We start from the raw sequence: 16,151 nt of genomic DNA, 5'->3' as shown, positions 1-16,151 counted from the left end.
AAAGCCCTAAGTGAATTTCACTTAGGGCTTTTTACTATTAAATAATCATAATGAACACTCGTCCAATTTGCTAATGACTATTTGTAAGCCAAAGTTCAAACCTTATGATTAGCCTTGTTTTGCAGCTAACGCTTGTTTAACTTGAATAATAGACGTCCCACCTAAAGCTTCGCGCTTCTCTAAGCAAGATTCAATCGTTAAGCAGGCGTATACATCGTCTTCGATAATGTCACTAAACTGTTTAAGTTCAGCAAGCGGAAGCTCCTCTAACGGAGTTTGCTTGCCTATTGCAACCACAACCACCTCGCCCACTACATGGTGTGCCTCTCTAAATGGCATTCCCTTAGCGACAAGGTAATCAGCTAATTCAGTTGAGTTGGCATAACCTTGCTGCGCAGCTGCTAATGTTCTTTCACGATTTACCTGTAATCCACTTAACACTAATGCCGCCATTTCAAGACAAATTGACCAGCTATCCATAACATCGAATAAGCCTTCTTTATCTTCTTGCATGTCTTTGTTATAAGCCAAAGGTAATGCTTTCATGGTGGTTAAAATACCCATTAAGCTGCCATAAACACGGCCAGTTTTACCTCTAATAAGCTCGAGTGCATCAGGGTTTTTCTTTTGCGGCATTAATGAAGAGCCAGAAGTGACTTCATCGTCTAAATCAATAAAGCCTGCTTCACCGCTGTTAAAGAAGATTAAATCTTCAGCCATACGGCTTAAATGCATCATGCTGATAGAAGCGTCGCTACATAATTCAATCACATGGTCGCGGTCTGATACAGTATCAAGGCTATTCAATGTTGGCGCTGCAAAGCCTAATGATTTAGCGATTTCATGTCTATCCATTGGGTAAGCTGTACCAGCTAACGCACCTGAACCTAAAGGACAGGTATCAGCGCGTTTTAACGCATCTTCTAAACGGCTAATATCGCGCTCAAACATTTCTACATAGGCTAAACACCAATGGCCAAACAATACAGGCTGCGCTCTTTGCAAATGAGTGTAGCCTGGCATGACGGCATCAATCTCACGCGCCGCAAGGTCGATTAAAGCACCTCTGAGCTTTTTAAGCAGAGTTAGTGATTGCTCGCCCTCTTTTCTACACCACAATTTTAGATCTGTTGCCACTTGGTCATTACGCGAACGTCCAGTGTGTAGTTTCTTACCTAAATCACCTACTTTTGCAATCAAGGACTGCTCAACAAAGCTATGAATATCTTCAGCACCAGAGGCAATAATCGCTTCAGGCTTATCAGCGACTTCTGCAAGTAATTCGTTTAAAGCACCATGTAACTGCTCACATTCTTGTTGGGTTAAAATCCCCACAGAAGTAATGGCCGTTGCCCATGCAATTGAGCCAACAATATCTTCTTCAATTAAACGGTAATCGACTGGTAGTGAGTCATTGAATAATTTAAATAGTGCACTACTTTCTTGACTGAATCTTCCGCCCCATAAAGCCATGTTGATATCCTCTTGTTCAATTCTTTAATCAGTGTTGCTAAATCAATAATATTAAAATGAATATGAAAACGGGGCTTATACCTGAATGTAGATGTAAGCCCCGTTTAAAAACTATTTAACAGCTGAGCTTATTTGCTGTTAAGTGCTCTAATACGACTAGATAAAGAATAAAGACGGATGAAGCCTTCAGCATCTTTTTGGTCATACACATCGTCATCGCCAAATGTTGCAAACTCTTCTGAATATAAGCTATTTGGTGAGCGTTTTTTAACGACACTCGCTTGGCCCTTATAAAGTTTTATCACCACTTCACCATTAACCAGCTCAGCTAATGACTCTGACCCCGCAAGAAGTGAATTACATAAAGGGGTAAACCAACGTCCGTCATAAACTAAGTGCGCCATCTGTGCGCCAACTTGTTCACGCCACTCGCGACTGGTTTTATCAAGCACTAACTCTTCAATCGCACGCAAACCTGCAAACATGACCGTACCGCCTGGTGTTTCATAACACCCACGAGACTTCATGCCAACTAAACGGTTCTCGGTAATATCGATACGGCCTACGCCATGTGCAGCTGCCTGCTCATTTAGCTGCATCAGCGCTTGGTATGGTGATAAAGCAACACCATCAACATGAGTCACACGACCATTTTCAATGTTCAATGCAACGTATTCAGGTGTATTAGGCGCATCTTCAGGTGCAACCGTCATGGTCCACACTTCTTTGCTTGGTTCATTCCAAGGGTCTTCTAACTCGCCACCTTCATGAGAGATATGCCACGCATTTGCATCACGACTGTAAATCTTGGTCGCTGATGCAGTGGTTTCAATATTTCTTTCAGCTAAGTAATCCAATAAGTCTTCACGACTTACCATTGACCATTCACGCCAAGGAGCAATCACTTTTAAATCTGGAGCGAGGGCAGCAAAACAACCTTCAAAACGAACTTGGTCATTACCCTTACCTGTACAGCCATGACAAACCGCGTCAGCACCAACTTTACGGGCAACTTCAACCTGCGCTTTCGCAATAATTGGACGAGCCATTGAAGTACCTAATAAATAAGTTCCTTCATAGATAGCACCTGTAGCAATCGTTGGATAAATATAATCAGCCACCAGCTCTTCTTTTAAATCAATGATGTAACATTCTGAAGCACCTGATTCAATCGCTTTTTCGTGCAAACCTTCAAGCTCTGCATCACCCTGACCAACATCGGCACAAAATGCCACAATTTCACAATTGTCGTAGGTTTCTTTTAACCATGGGATAATGGCTGATGTATCCAGTCCACCTGAATAAGCTAATACGACTTTTTTAATACTTGGTTGTGTTTCAATAGACATCGTTAATTCTTCCTAACGTAAACTGTGTAAAGCTGGCTCGCTAAAGTTATCAGCCAGCCAACGAAATATGTTTGTCATTACCCTAACAAGGTAACCAATACTGCATTTTGGGCATGCATTCTATTTTCTGCTTGTTGCAGAATCAGCGAACCTTCGCCATCAACCACTTCGGTTGTTGCTTCTACTTCTCTGTATGCTGGTAAACAATGCATAAAGAAGTTAGCACCTACTTTTGTCATCAACTCGATATTCACTTGGTACGGTTTAAACTTAGCTTCAATCTCTTCCATTGAGGTGTTGTCCCCCATTGAGATCCAAGTATCGGTATAAACTGCATCTTGCGGGCCCATTTCATTGACGTCTGAAGTTAAAATAAGCTCACCACCATGCTTAGCAGCTAACGCTTGAACTTCACAAACCACTTGTCCATCAGGGAAATGCCCTGGAGGGCAAACAACAGTCATAGTTGCACCAAGAATCGCAGCGCCATACATCAATGAGTGAGTGACATTATTACCATCACCTAAATAAGCTAATTTCACTTTACTCACATCATCAAACTTCTCTGATAAGGTCAGAAAATCAGCTAGGCCTTGGCATGGGTGATATAAGTTACATAGAGCATTGATAACAGGAACTGAAGCATGCTCAGCTAAACCTGCAATGGTTGTATGGGAAAATGTTCTCGCCACAATTGCATCAGCCCAACAAGAAATATTAGTCGCAAAATCCGAAACTGGCTCACGTTTACCTAACGCGCCATTTTGCTGATCTAAATAAACAGCATGACCACCTAATTTATTAATACCAATATCAAAACTCACTCGCGTACGAAGCGAAGGCTTTTCAAACAGCATTACGACACTTTTGCCTGCTAATGCTTGGTTATAATCTGTAGGGTTAGCTTTAATCTTTTTTGCTAGCGCTAGTAAATCTAATAACTCAGTTTGCGATAGGTCTTTGATTGACAATAAATGTTCCATTAGTAATTTACTCCTATGGCTGAATTTGTGTGCCTACGGACTTTCCGTTCGTTAAGGCAATTAATTGTTGAGGCTGTTTCCAAGATGCAACTTGCACTGGTTTACCCATCCATTGAGCAACTTCTAATGCCGCTTCTACTTTGACCTTCATTCCTTTTTCTATCACGCCTTGCTGAACTAAATCTGAAATTTGTTGTTGATTTAATTGCGCAATTAGCTCGCCGCTACCATCTAAAACGCCCGGAACATCAGATAATAAAACTAACTGACCTTGCACTAATTTTGCTAACGCTGTGGCAGCTTGGTCTGCATTAACATTCAACATGTCACCTTGAGGTGACACAGCAATCGAGCTACAAATAGGCAACCAACCCTGTGATAGTAAATAATTTAAATAGCTCGGGTCATTGGGTGTGACTTCACCCACTAGACCTAAGTTTTCATTTTTAATTGATGCATTCACGGTATTACCATCTGCCAAGCTCATACCTACAGTCACAATGCCAGCTTCAATTGCTGCAGCTTGTAATAGCTTGTTAGATGTTCCAGCTAATGCGCCAACTACAATTGGGATTTGATCGGCTGGTGTCACCCGTAAACCGTCAAGTTTAATGGTTTCTTTGCCATTGGCTGTTAATTGCTCGTCAACCAAACATCCACCGCCATGTACAAAAATAACTTTCTGTCCTTGCGACATCATTTCAGCAACCACTGCCATTAACTCAGCCATACCTGAAGTCGACTGTAATAACGCGCCACCCACTTTAAGTACAATAACAGGCTTAATATCTGACATTTTATCTTCTCCTGTTACAAGCCAAAGTGAATTTTAATGCACTGTAAGCCTTGGCTAGCAGCACCTTTCATTAAATTATCAATTGCACTCGCCACAACTAAGTAGTGGCTTTGAGGATCATATTTCCAACCTAAAATACAGTTAGGGGTATTAACTACATCATCTACTTTTGGGAATTGGTTATGTTTAACGCTAACTAATGGGCAATTATCATAAACTTGATAAGCGGCAGCGACGTCAGCCTCAGTAGTACCTTTAGCCAACTGCACAGTAATAGTGGCTAAAATGCCCCGCTTAAAATTACCTAAATGCGGTGTAAAAATAACTTCTTGTCCTAAGTGCGTTGCTATTTCAGGTTGATGTCTGTGACCTAATACGCCATACGGTGTCAGGCTTACTTCACAAAAGCTAGTATGTAGCTGTGCTTTTCTACCTGCACCTGTTACGCCACTTACAGCATTGATCACTGGGTAAGCATCAGTAAGTAATGACTTTAAAGGTTTAAGAGCAGTTAAAGACGCAGTTGGATAGCACCCTGGAACCGCAATCATTTTACTCTGTGCAATTTGCTCTTGATTCCATTCAGCTAAACCATAAACAGCATCAGCAAGTACTTCTGCTTGAGAGTGCTCAAATCCATACCACTTAGGGTATTGTTCAACATCAGCAAAACGGTAAGCACCACTTAGGTCAAACACAGCTAAACCTTGCTGATAAAAGAAAGCCGCAAGCTCTAAGCTAACAGAATGCTCAGTAGCAAGTACTACGGCATCAGCTTCTTCAACGATAGCTTGCTTAGCCGCTGCAGATAAAGGCGATAAAGGAATTTGAATATGTTGGTAACTGGGGTACAAATCAGCAAGTAAACGGCCTTTATCAAGACTATTCTCAGAAACGTATAAGCCTTGAATAGACATTGTTGCTTCAGCATCAATAAGAGCGGTGATTTGTGCACCGGTATAACCACTTGCACCAATTATTGCGATATTTTTCATTATTTTGTCGTCTTTAAGTAAGTAAACTATTGGAGATAAATCGATACATGAGCTGGGTGCTCGAGAATAAAACTATCGTCGAAGATAGTTTACCTTGGGATCTGTTACAGTGAGTTGAATCGCAATTAAATACATATCTATATTCTTAAATCGTTATCAAGTTATGGTGAATGCCTTAGCTGTTTGCTAGACTAACACAAATTATTACTTATGCAATAATAATGAATACATATTTATTGCGATAACTAAGAAAGGTTCCTATGAAGTCATTACCTGAACTTAAAGATGCTTTTACACAGCTGATTGCATCGCCATCAATCAGTGCACTAGAACCTGAACAAGATATGAGTAACCATGCAGTTATCGAAATACTGCAATCTTGGTTTTCTGACATGGGTTTTGAGTGCACTGTTAGTACAGTGGCGGATAGCCGTGGCAAACAAAACTTAGTGGCCACTATTGGGTCGGGTAAAGGTGGGCTTTTACTCGCTGGACATACTGATACCGTGCCTTTTGATGAAGGACGCTGGAGTCAAAACCCATTTGAGCTGACAGAAAAAGATAATCGTTGGTATGGTTTAGGCACCTGTGACATGAAAGGTTTTTTTGCGTTAATAATGGAAGCGCTTAAGACTGTGCCTTTACATGAGTTAAAACGTCCGCTGCATATCTTTGCAAGTGCGGATGAAGAAACCACCATGAATGGCGCAAAAGCATTTGCTGATTCAAAAAGTATTGCTCCTGATTATGCCATTATTGGTGAACCCACCAGCTTAAAACCGGTATATATGCATAAAGGCCATTTAGCACAAGGCATTCGAGTAATAGGAAGAAGTGGCCATTCATCAGATCCTGCTAGGGGATTAAATGCCATCGAAATTATGCATCAAGTGGTCGGTCAATTAATGAAGCTTAAGCAGCATTTAAGTGAGAATTACCGCGAAGATGCCTTTAGCGTTCCTCACCCGACGATGAACTTTGGCCATATACATGGTGGAGATGCTGCTAACAGAATTTGTGGCTGTTGCGACTTACACCTCGATATCAGACCTCTACCTGGTATCGAATTAGCCGATTTAGAACTCATGGTCATTAATTACTTATCGGAAATCAGTAAGCAATATCCAGGTAGTATTGAAATATCAACCTTATACCCTGGCTCTGAATCATTTGCGGGTAAAGTGGATAGCTATTGGACTAAATTAGTGGCAGAAATCTCAAACACCGAACCAGAAGTCGTTAACTACGCCACAGAAGCCCCATATATTAAACAATTAGGCTGCCAAACTCTTGTAATGGGGCCAGGTAGCATTAATCAAGCCCACCAACCTGATGAATATATTGGCTTGGAGTATTTAACGCCCACTGTAGACTTACTTAAAAAGCTTATTTATCAGGCTTGTATTAAATAGTTGTGACCAGCATCAATGATATAGACGTTAAATGATTATGTATTTTAATTAATAATAGAAGCCATTGACCAATACCCTCGCAGCTCGCTATTGTGCTAGTTTGAGTCAAATATTTGTAACGGCTAATTAAGTTAACTTATGGAGTAATTATGGCAGAGCAAACCGCCGACATGTACGCATCTTTGCGTTCTAATGTGAGTAGCTTAGGGCAGATACTGGGTGATACCATGCGCGATCACCTTGGCGAAGCATTTCTCGAAAAAGTCGAGCAAATTCGTATTCTTGCAAAAGAATCACGTAAAGGTGATTCAGACTCTCGACAGCAAATGCTGACCTTGTTGAATTCATTACCAGATGAAGAGTTAGTCCCTTTTGCTAAAGCCTTTAACCAATTCTTAAATTTAGCCAATATTGCTGAGCAATTTCATACCATAAGCCGTAATTGTGATGAGCTTGTTTGTGTCCCAGATCCAGTAGAACAGCTCCTTGGTCGCATGCTTAACAGTAATGCAAACGAGCAAGATGTTATTAATTGCTTAAAAACACTTGATATTGACTTGGTGTTGACAGCGCATCCAACGGAAATTTCACGCCGAACACTCATCCAAAAGTATTCAGCTGTTGTCGATTGCTTAACCGAGCAAGAGAATAAACAACTCACAGAACGTGAAAGAAACCAATCACACCTTAGATTACGTCAGTTAATAGCCCAAATTTGGCATACCAATGAAATTCGTAATGAGCGCCCGACTCCTGTTGATGAAGCACGTTGGGGTTTAAGCACCATTGAAGCCTCATTATGGCAAGCAGTCCCCGACTTCTTACGCCAGTTAAACGATCATGTTGAAGCCAAAACAGGCCAACAAATTCCAGCAGATATTTGCCCTGTCAGATTCTCAAGCTGGATGGGTGGTGATAGAGACGGCAACCCATTTGTTACCTCTGTTGTCACTGAAGAAGTACTGTTACGTAACCGCCATGCAGCCGCAAGACTGTACCTTAAAGATGTTGTGTCGTTAGTGAATGAACTATCGATGGAAGATGCCAATGCTGAGCTAATGGCGCTAGTGCCAAACAGCAAAGAACCTTACCGCGATATCTTAAGACACTTGCGTCATAAACTGCGTGCCACCATTGATTACCTTAATGCCCGTCTTGAAGGCCATCAACTCGATACAAACCATAGTGACCTCATATGGGAGTTGGATGACTTAAAGCAACCGCTAGAATTGTTATACCGTAGTCTTTCTGACTCAGGAATGCGCTTAATTGCTAATGGTCTTTTATTAGATATGTTACGCCGTTTAGCATGTTTTGGTATTCACATGCTTCGCTTAGATATTCGCCAAGATGCTGAGCGTCATAGTGATGTTATAGCCGAGCTAACTCGTTATTTAGGCATGGGTGATTATGATCATTGGGACGAAAATGAGAAACAAGCATTCTTATTAAGAGAGCTCACCAGTCGCCGACCTCTCATCCCTACTGATTGGCAACCGTCAGCTGATGTTCAAGAAGTCATTAAAACCTGCCAGCTTGTAGCAACTCAACCAGCCACAGCATTAGGTTCGTATGTTATTTCAATGGCCAGCAAGCCTTCAGATGTTTTAGCAGTGTTATTGCTTTTAAAAGAAGCAGGCTGTCAGCACCCTATGCGCGTGGTGCCATTATTTGAAACCTTAAGCGACTTGAATACTGCTTCAGACTGTATGACCCAATTACTAGACATTGATTGGTACCGTGGTTACACCAAAGGTATGCAAGAAGTAATGATTGGTTATTCTGACTCTGCTAAAGATGCAGGTGTAATGGCTGCAGCTTGGGCGCAATACCACGCACAAGAGCAACTCGTCGCAGTATGTAAAAAAGCTGACGTCAAGTTAATGCTTTTCCATGGTCGTGGTGGTTCTATTGGCCGTGGCGGTGGACCTGCACATAAAGCGATTTTGTCACAACCTCCAGGATCCGTTGATGGCCGTATTAGGGTCACCGAACAAGGCGAGATGATCCGCTTTAAGTTCGGCTTGCCAAAAGTGGCCGTGCAAAGTTTAGCGCTTTACACATCGGCAGTGATGGAGGCGACATTATTGCCACCACCAGAGCCTAAACAGGAATGGCGCGACTGTATGCAGCGCATTGCAGATGATTCAGTCAAAGCCTATCGTGACATTGTCCGAGAAGAACCTGACTTTGTGGCTTACTTTAGAGCAGCGACTCCTGAAGTCGAACTTGGAAAGCTGCCATTAGGCAGTCGCCCAGCCAAAAGACGTGTTGACGGTGGTATTGAAAGTCTCCGAGCAATTCCTTGGATTTTTGCTTGGTCACAAAACCGTTTAATGCTTCCAGCATGGTTAGGTTCTGGCGAAGCATTAAAAGCAGCGAATGAACGTGGTGAATTTGAATTATTGAAAGAGATGGAGCTTAAGTGGCCATTCTTTGAAACTCGTATTTCAATGCTAGAAATGGTTTACATGAAAGCAGAACCTAATCTTGCTCGTTATTATGAAAGCACTTTGGTTCCAGAGAATTTACACCATTTAGGTAAAAAGCTGCGTGCGAGTCTACAATTAGGCACTGAAGCCGTTTTATCTCTAACAGAAGCAGAAGAGTTAATGTCTCACACGCCTTGGAATAGAGAGTCAGTTAAGCTTCGTAACCCATATATCGACCCATTAAATTTCTTACAAGCTGAACTATTGGCGCGTACCCGTAATGAAGAGCAAGCGTCAAAACAGGTTGAGTTGGCATTAATGTTAACCATCGCGGGTGTGGCTGCAGGAATGAGAAACACAGGATAATGACTTTGTTCAAAGCAAGCTTACTATGCATAATGCTACTGCTGACTGGTTGCGCCAGTCAGTACAGCATTACTGAATCAGAAGTAGAAGACTATTTGAATAATGAGATGCACTACGAAGTCTCTCAAGGAAATCAAATATTCGGCCTGCAACTGAAACTCAATGATATGGAAGTGGAGTTAGGTAATAAACCTAATACCATATCTGTTACTGCATTGACCAAAATGGCCGTAAAAAATCCATTTAAATCTATCTCTGCTGACATGGAAACCACTTTTGAAGCTGAGCCATGGTATGACGTTGAAACCAAGAGTATCTTTTTAAAGAAATTGGATTTAGTCAGCGTGAAATCAGAACCTGCTGATATTGAACAAATGCTGAAACCCATCACACCACAGCTGATGATCTTTTTACGAACATTTTTAGAATCTCAACCTGTTTATGTACTCGACACAAGCGATTCAAACCAAGCGTTAATGGCTAAAATGACGAAAGAGATTGAGGTACAAAAAGGTAAAATTGTGATTAAGTTTTAGAATGCTCAACGCTAAGTAACTTATTTTTAAAAAGCGCCTAAGGGCGCTTTTTTATTCCTAAGCAAAAAAACAGCTGCAGCTAGAAGTTTTTTACCGGTTCAACCACCAAGATATTATTATGTACAGGAGTTTCAGACTGCATATATAAGTCACGTACTAACTTAAAGTCCAATTCGAGCTCAGTAACGTAAAAGCCGTCTATTGGGTAAGTCTTAACAACTTTTGCGCCTTTGATTAATCCAGACACCTTTATTTTAGTGGCAATGTTATTCAAAGAATGGCCTTGTATCCCAGTCTGAGAGTTCAACTGTAAGCCATAGACTTGTTCGGCTAGCTCTCTGTAGGCAAGAATTTTAGACGCTTCCATTGCCATTAGAATTTGCTCTGAGCGTAGTTCAGCAGGTTGTTTCTCAATAGGTGCATACCCCACAGCATTCAGTACTGGAAAGTCTGTAGGTTGATACGCTTCTGGCTCACTTGTTAAACTTTGACAACCACCCAAGCATAGAAAGAATAGAACAATTAAATTTTTCATTTTAATAACCGCAAACAATCAATAATATAGTTAGATATAATAAAAATAGAATGAACATCTAAATAGATTTAAATCTGAAGAATATTAATTATTATTTTCCTCACTATCGCTTGATAAAAATGAACTAACACCAGCAGCTAACACTTCTGAATTATTTTCTGAAAAATAATCCATAATGAGTTTAATCGCTGTTGAACCCGTGCCGACATAATCAGAATACAAAACACTTCCTGCTAATGTTGAAGCGGGACTAATTTCAGTGTTCGTCGTTTCTTGATAGATATAAGATAATATTGGCGTATGATTTAATATATTGACTGAATCAATAATATCTTTTTCATCAAATCCATCTTCTCCAAAGGAATAAGAGTAGATATCATCGACAAGACTTGAATTATCACTAGTCACTAAATTAGCAGCGTCATTTTTTGTATTTATACTTTCAGTAACCTGTTGAGTTTGACTAACAACGTTTGCTATCGCTGAACTTTTCACCATGCTGGTTTGTAGTGAAGATAATAACCCTTGTTGTAGCTCAGAAATCATACTAGCATTCATATTTAACGACAAAATGTTTTCATTATCTAAACCTGTTTCTGAGAGGATTTGTTGCTTTAAGTTATCTACAGAAAAAATATCCGTTGATGTCGCTGTAGCTAATACTGCACTACCGACACTTGCAACAGAAGTAACATTAGATAAGACATCAGAGAATTTCTCTGTATTTTCAGCTGATTCCGCTTGGTGGCTAGAGTCAGTTTTGGCCAGATCAACAGCTTGTCCTATTACAGATAATGAACTTTGTGCCTGCATGTTTTTTAAACCATTTTAGATAAAAATATTGACGATATAATTATTATGTTTCTTAAAGAATTCTATTAAAAACGAAATATTACAACATGAAATCCGTTACATTTATTATTTTAATAGGTTTATATAATTACACTAAAAGACCATTATTTAAAAACATTCTTTAAATATATGATTTTTCCCGACTACCAACTTACAATTCCATAATAAACACTAGATACAAATAACATTACAATGTTACGCAAAACAAGTTAACCACAAAAAAGAACATCAACAAAACTTTACTTGAACAATATAACCCAACATAGATTAACAAATAAAACTATATAGCGTAAAAACAAGTAAAGATAATGAAGTAATTGTGCAGAACGTAGATCTAAATATATATTTAACGTTAAAATTTACAAAACCAATAAACACTTTTTGCGAATGAATATTAAAACAACAATTATAGTATTATTTTTATTCAACATGTCAGCTTGCACCACTACTGAGGTAGCTGAAATAAAAGTACCAACAAAAGAAAATACCACAGTAAATGTCGTAGAAACTACTGATGAAGTGATGAAAGGCGATCCAGACTTTCGACCTGTTCGTAACAATAATATTCAGCAAGCACAACAAATCACTGGCTCAATATTCAATCCCAATAATGTTTACAATATCTATCAAAACAATAACCGCTATGAAGTCGGCGATATGATTTTGATTAGGTTAAATGAAGAAATGACTTCTAAAAAGTCAGTCAGCTATAAAAGAGATAGCTCGAATAACTTCGATATGTCGCCAAATATTACTGCAGGTAACATCAATATTGATGAGAACAACCTCAGTGCTGACTACTCTCAAGATAAAAGCTTCGATAGCTCTTCAGCCAGTAATCACAATAATTCACTCTCAGGTACGATTACAGTCGCCGTAAGAGAGAAGCTTCCAAACGGAAATTTAGTCGTAGCTGGAGAGAAGTGGCTCAAACTAAATAAAGGCGACGAATATGTGCGCTTTTCAGGCGAGATCAGAGTAACTGATATCGACTCTGATCATTCAATTGACTCAAGTATGGTTGGCAATACCGTGATAGAAGTGAGCGGAAAAGGCGAACAACAGGATAACCAAGATCCTTCATTAATTACAAAACTGCTCAGTGTTTTCGGCTAATACATGAAGAAAATCCTTGCAGCTATATTAATACTCTTTTTACCGAGCATTGCACACGGACAGTGGTACCTCGGACAAGCATCTATTCCCTATGATGGCGATGACTACAACGATATTCGTAAGCTAGCTATAGAACAAGCAATTGAAAATGCATCGCTACAAGCCAGCAGTTATATCAATATTGAAAACACAGTAAAAGATGGCATTTTAACCAGTAGTAAAACTCATATCATCTCGAAGCAACAAATAAGTGAAATAGTCATTCTTAATGAATCGATAGCAGCTGGAAAGTTAACTGTTAATTTAAAAATAAACCTTCTATCAAGCTCAAACTGTATCAAAGATGATTACCTAAAGCAGCTGATCATTGCCCAATTCCCTTTACTTACGCCGTCTCAAGCAACGCCAGGAGACATTTCATCACTGCCATTTCATGTTGCCTCTAGATTCAAGAACGAACTCAGTAACCAACCTAATATCTTCGTAGAAGAACTCATACCACAAATGGTTTTTAAACCAACGTCTAGTTTTGATAGCGTGAATTTAAAATCTGTTCAAGGAATATCCCATGGTTTGAACAGCCAGTTTCAAAGTCAGTATTTGGTCTTTGGATATGTCCGTGATATTGGATTGTACAATGAAAAGAAATCGGGATTAGTGACTAATACTATTTACCCAAAGCGTAACTTCACTATAAAAGTGTTCATGTACGATAGGGTTAGCGACAGTATTCTACTTGAAGAAGAATATCATGGCGAAGGGGGTTGGAGTTTCGATTCGTACAGCAAAGTCGACATGGAAAATAGTCTATTTTGGCGTAGTGAATACGGTACAACTATCGTCAATACCCTATTTAAAGTTGCTCAAGATATAAATCAAACTTTGAGTTGTGAACCAACTAAGGCCCTTGTTATCAATAAAGATGAACAGTTTGTCACCATCAATATTGGAACACTGCACGGCGTGAAAAAAGGAGATAGATTTCAGCACATCAAATTGAAAAATATCCCACTTCACAACACTATGTTATCTACTTTGATGCCACCTGAAGAGCCTATATTGTTAGAAGTCGTTCAAGTAAGTAACAAAGTCAGTCTATTAAAAGCACCCGAGCACGAAGACTTAAATGGAATGAATCAACATCAAGTAGATCTTTATGACGTTGTCACAACCGTGAATTTTTAAAACATTAAACAATAATCGAGCTAGCCAATTAAGCTAGCTCGCATTCATTTACTTAGCAAAACGAGAGATCGACGGGTAATCAACGATCACAGCTTCACCAAGCAAAGCACGTCGTAACATGTCATAAGCGATCGCTGCACTAATACTGCGAACTAACTGACGAGAACGACTTGGCAGTTTAATCATCTGACTGTAAACAGCGTGTTTTGTAGCTAAAGCAATAGCCACAGTGCCTACAGGCTTTTCCTCAGAGCCACCATCAGGCCCTGCAATACCACTGGTAGACAGTGCAAAGTCGCTATCTAGTATCTCTCTCGCCCCTCTAGCCATTGCTTCAACTGTTGCAATTGATACAGCGCCATAATCATCAAGTATCTGCGGGTTAACCCCTAGTACTTTAACTTTCGATTCATTACTGTATGTCACTAAGCCATGATGAAGATAAGAAGAACTTCCTGAAAAATCAATTAATTGACTAGTAACCAATCCACCAGTACAGGATTCTGCAATACTCAAACTAAAGCCTGACTGGTAAAGTCTGTGATGAATTTCTGCGGCCAATGTTGGTCGGTCTTCAGCAACAACAGCAATACCTAAAATCGCTTTCACTTTTTTTGTTACATTAGGCAACTTACTAATAGCTTTATCACCACGAGCAAAAATCTTAATCTCAATATGCGGCATCGATGAGCGATAACCTAAAGTAATTCCATCTGGTAAAGTTAATTCTGACAAGCTATCAGCGAGTGAAGACTCACCATGGCCGATTGTGAGCAGCTTCTTCAAAGATGTATTTTCGCTAATTTCAAATTCCTCTTTAATAAAAGGAATAAATTGCTCTTTAATCATATGCTTTAATTCAAATGGCACCCCAGGAGTAAAGAACAACCAAGCTTTATTAAGCTTTACTCTAAAGCCGCAGGCTGTGCCTACTGGATTATCTACCATAATTGCTGACTCAGGTAACCAAGCCTGCTTTAAGTTGCTCTTGGCCATTTGTCTATTATTTCGAGCAAACCACTCTATTAACTTCTCTCGCCACTCGACGTTCTCTACTAAGGTTTCACCTTTAGCCATAGCCATCGCTTCAGCAGACATATCGTCACTTGTAGGACCTAAACCACCATTAACTATGATGACATCTGCATGATAACTACGCTCAATGAAGGCATTCATTAATTCTTCTAAACGATCACCAACAGTAATGCGATGCTGAGTTTCAATCCCCAACTCCATCATCGTATTAGCAACCCAGGCTGCATTAGTATCGATAATCTGGCCAGATAAGACTTCTTCGCCAGTACAAATCATTTCTAATTTCATTTTTGTCCTTAAAATGCTGACTTGGAAACTAAGCCAATATGTAAAACCTGTTTAATTGCCTAACAAGATAGCTGACCTATGTTAAACATCAACGAATTATCGATATTAATTCATATAACTAATGACTTTTCATCAGCATTTAGAACTATGGTTGCAATTAACTGTTGTAAATATCCATTTTAAAAGCAACAAGTAACAACAAAGAAGGTAATGATAAGGTGCTATTAGCACTTAATTAAGTTACTGAGTAGATTATTTACATGCTTAAATTCCGATATCAATGTTATCAAATGCCACTGATTTAACTTGATGCAATATCCTAGACACAAAAAAGCCCGCTACATCGTTGCCAGCTGCCTGCTCTCAAATTTGAGAAATTAGGCGCTTGGCAATGACCTGCTTTTACATGGGCATATCGACCACACTATCAGGTATTGATGTTTAAACTTGAACTTTTCTTTAGACAAAGAAAAAGCCCGCTACGTAAGTAACGGGCTATCTGCTCTCAATTAAGAGAAATTAGGCGCTTGGCAATGACCTACTTTCACATGGGCATATCGTCCACACTATCAGGTATTGGTGTTTAAACTTGAACTTTTCTTTAGACAAAGAAAAAGCCCGCTACATCAGTAACGGGCTATCTGCTCTCAATTAAGAGAAATTAGGCGCTTGGTAATGACCTGCTTTTACATGGGCATATCAACCACACTATGATAGTTAGTAAAAATTAATTTAAAAACTAAAACGCCAAAACGAAAAAATCCCTGACTCACTGAGTCAGGGMTTTTTTCGTTTTGG

13 protein-coding genes are annotated in these 16,151 nt (G+C 39.6%); 5 read left to right on the top strand and 8 right to left on the bottom strand.

Annotated features, from left to right (window positions below):
• Positions 1-108 precede the first annotated feature (108 nt).
• The 5 genes from argH to argC form a co-directional block, all read right to left on the bottom strand.
• Positions 109-1,473, bottom strand: coding sequence for an argininosuccinate lyase (argH, locus tag FNZ24_RS11660; protein ID WP_153914657.1), 1,365 nt, complete (start codon positions 1,471-1,473; stop codon positions 109-111).
• A 128-nt stretch (positions 1,474-1,601) separates the two neighbouring features.
• A complete protein-coding gene (locus FNZ24_RS11655) occupies positions 1,602-2,822 on the bottom strand; it encodes an argininosuccinate synthase (RefSeq protein ID WP_153914656.1) in 1,221 nt (406 codons plus the stop codon).
• 77 nt (positions 2,823-2,899) lie between these two features.
• On the bottom strand, positions 2,900-3,805 hold the full coding sequence (locus tag FNZ24_RS11650; RefSeq protein ID WP_153914655.1) for an ornithine carbamoyltransferase: 906 nt from the start codon (positions 3,803-3,805) through the stop codon (positions 2,900-2,902).
• 13 nt (positions 3,806-3,818) lie between these two features.
• Positions 3,819-4,601: an acetylglutamate kinase gene (gene argB / locus FNZ24_RS11645; protein ID WP_153914654.1), complete on the bottom strand. Its 783-nt coding sequence runs from the start codon at positions 4,599-4,601 to the stop codon at positions 3,819-3,821.
• A 14-nt stretch (positions 4,602-4,615) separates the two neighbouring features.
• Positions 4,616-5,596, bottom strand: coding sequence for an N-acetyl-gamma-glutamyl-phosphate reductase (gene argC, locus FNZ24_RS11640; RefSeq protein WP_153914653.1), 981 nt, complete (start codon positions 5,594-5,596; stop codon positions 4,616-4,618).
• A 260-nt stretch (positions 5,597-5,856) separates the two neighbouring features.
• On the opposite strand from argC, the gene argE reads away from it, so the two are divergent.
• From argE to FNZ24_RS11625, 3 genes are all read left to right on the top strand, one after another.
• Entirely contained in the window at positions 5,857-7,008 is a 1,152-nt protein-coding gene (gene argE, locus FNZ24_RS11635; RefSeq protein ID WP_153914652.1) for an acetylornithine deacetylase, read from the top strand.
• 149 nt (positions 7,009-7,157) lie between these two features.
• Positions 7,158-9,806 carry a phosphoenolpyruvate carboxylase gene (gene ppc / locus FNZ24_RS11630; RefSeq protein WP_153914651.1) on the top strand — a complete coding sequence of 883 codons (2,649 nt, stop codon included), beginning with the start codon at positions 7,158-7,160 and terminating at the stop codon, positions 9,804-9,806.
• The gene (locus FNZ24_RS11625) at positions 9,806-10,342 is read left to right on the top strand and encodes a DUF1439 domain-containing protein (RefSeq protein ID WP_153914650.1); all 537 of its coding nucleotides are present in this window, start codon (positions 9,806-9,808) and stop codon (positions 10,340-10,342) included. The genes ppc and FNZ24_RS11625 overlap by 1 nt, the downstream gene beginning before the upstream one ends.
• A 79-nt stretch (positions 10,343-10,421) precedes the next feature.
• Here the strand turns inward: FNZ24_RS11625 and FNZ24_RS11620 are convergent, their stop codons facing one another.
• Together FNZ24_RS11620 and FNZ24_RS11615 are read right to left on the bottom strand one after the other, a co-directional pair.
• A complete protein-coding gene (locus FNZ24_RS11620; protein WP_153914649.1) occupies positions 10,422-10,877 on the bottom strand; it encodes an LPP20 family lipoprotein in 456 nt (151 codons plus the stop codon).
• A gap of 84 nt (positions 10,878-10,961) precedes the next feature.
• The gene (locus tag FNZ24_RS11615; RefSeq protein ID WP_153914648.1) at positions 10,962-11,690 is read right to left on the bottom strand and encodes a hypothetical protein; all 729 of its coding nucleotides are present in this window, start codon (positions 11,688-11,690) and stop codon (positions 10,962-10,964) included.
• Between the two features lie 468 nt (positions 11,691-12,158).
• Here FNZ24_RS11615 and FNZ24_RS11610 point away from each other — a divergent pair, with 468 nt between their 5' ends.
• Complete coding sequence (locus tag FNZ24_RS11610) at positions 12,159-12,845, top strand: flagellar basal body L-ring protein FlgH (RefSeq protein WP_194945056.1); 687 nt, start codon at positions 12,159-12,161, stop codon at positions 12,843-12,845.
• Positions 12,846-12,848: 3 nt separating this feature from the next.
• Positions 12,849-14,030: a flagellar assembly protein T N-terminal domain-containing protein gene (locus FNZ24_RS11605; RefSeq protein WP_153914646.1), complete on the top strand. Its 1,182-nt coding sequence runs from the start codon at positions 12,849-12,851 to the stop codon at positions 14,028-14,030.
• 48 nt (positions 14,031-14,078) lie between these two features.
• Here FNZ24_RS11605 and FNZ24_RS11600 read toward each other — a convergent pair whose 3' ends face one another.
• Positions 14,079-15,353, bottom strand: a complete 1,275-nt coding sequence (locus tag FNZ24_RS11600) for a CinA family nicotinamide mononucleotide deamidase-related protein (RefSeq protein WP_153914645.1) — start codon at positions 15,351-15,353, stop codon at positions 14,079-14,081.
• Positions 15,354-16,151: the final 798 nt, after the last annotated feature.

The sequence above is a fragment of the Shewanella sp. TC10 genome, from assembly GCF_009663145.1.
Classification (GTDB): Bacteria; Pseudomonadota; Gammaproteobacteria; order Enterobacterales; family Shewanellaceae; genus Shewanella.
This window is presented reverse-complemented; position numbering and strand designations above follow the sequence as displayed.

Bases quoted from the DNA above. Each gene is read 5' to 3' on its own strand.
- argH (WP_153914657.1), bottom strand. From the start codon at position 1,473: ATGGCTTTATGGGGCGGAAGATTCAGTCAAGAAAGTAGTGCACTATTT.
- FNZ24_RS11655 (WP_153914656.1), bottom strand. From the start codon at position 2,822: ATGTCTATTGAAACACAACCAAGTATTAAAAAAGTCGTATTAGCTTAT.
- FNZ24_RS11650 (WP_153914655.1), bottom strand. From the start codon at position 3,805: ATGGAACATTTATTGTCAATCAAAGACCTATCGCAAACTGAGTTATTA.
- argB (WP_153914654.1), bottom strand. From the start codon at position 4,601: ATGTCAGATATTAAGCCTGTTATTGTACTTAAAGTGGGTGGCGCGTTA.
- argC (WP_153914653.1), bottom strand. From the start codon at position 5,596: ATGAAAAATATCGCAATAATTGGTGCAAGTGGTTATACCGGTGCACAA.
- argE (WP_153914652.1), top strand. From the start codon at position 5,857: ATGAAGTCATTACCTGAACTTAAAGATGCTTTTACACAGCTGATTGCA.
- ppc (WP_153914651.1), top strand. From the start codon at position 7,158: ATGGCAGAGCAAACCGCCGACATGTACGCATCTTTGCGTTCTAATGTG.
- FNZ24_RS11625 (WP_153914650.1), top strand. From the start codon at position 9,806: ATGACTTTGTTCAAAGCAAGCTTACTATGCATAATGCTACTGCTGACT.
- FNZ24_RS11620 (WP_153914649.1), bottom strand. From the start codon at position 10,877: ATGAAAAATTTAATTGTTCTATTCTTTCTATGCTTGGGTGGTTGTCAA.
- FNZ24_RS11615 (WP_153914648.1), bottom strand. From the start codon at position 11,690: ATGCAGGCACAAAGTTCATTATCTGTAATAGGACAAGCTGTTGATCTG.
- FNZ24_RS11610 (WP_194945056.1), top strand. From the start codon at position 12,159: ATGTCAGCTTGCACCACTACTGAGGTAGCTGAAATAAAAGTACCAACA.
- FNZ24_RS11605 (WP_153914646.1), top strand. From the start codon at position 12,849: ATGAAGAAAATCCTTGCAGCTATATTAATACTCTTTTTACCGAGCATT.
- FNZ24_RS11600 (WP_153914645.1), bottom strand. From the start codon at position 15,353: ATGAAATTAGAAATGATTTGTACTGGCGAAGAAGTCTTATCTGGCCAG.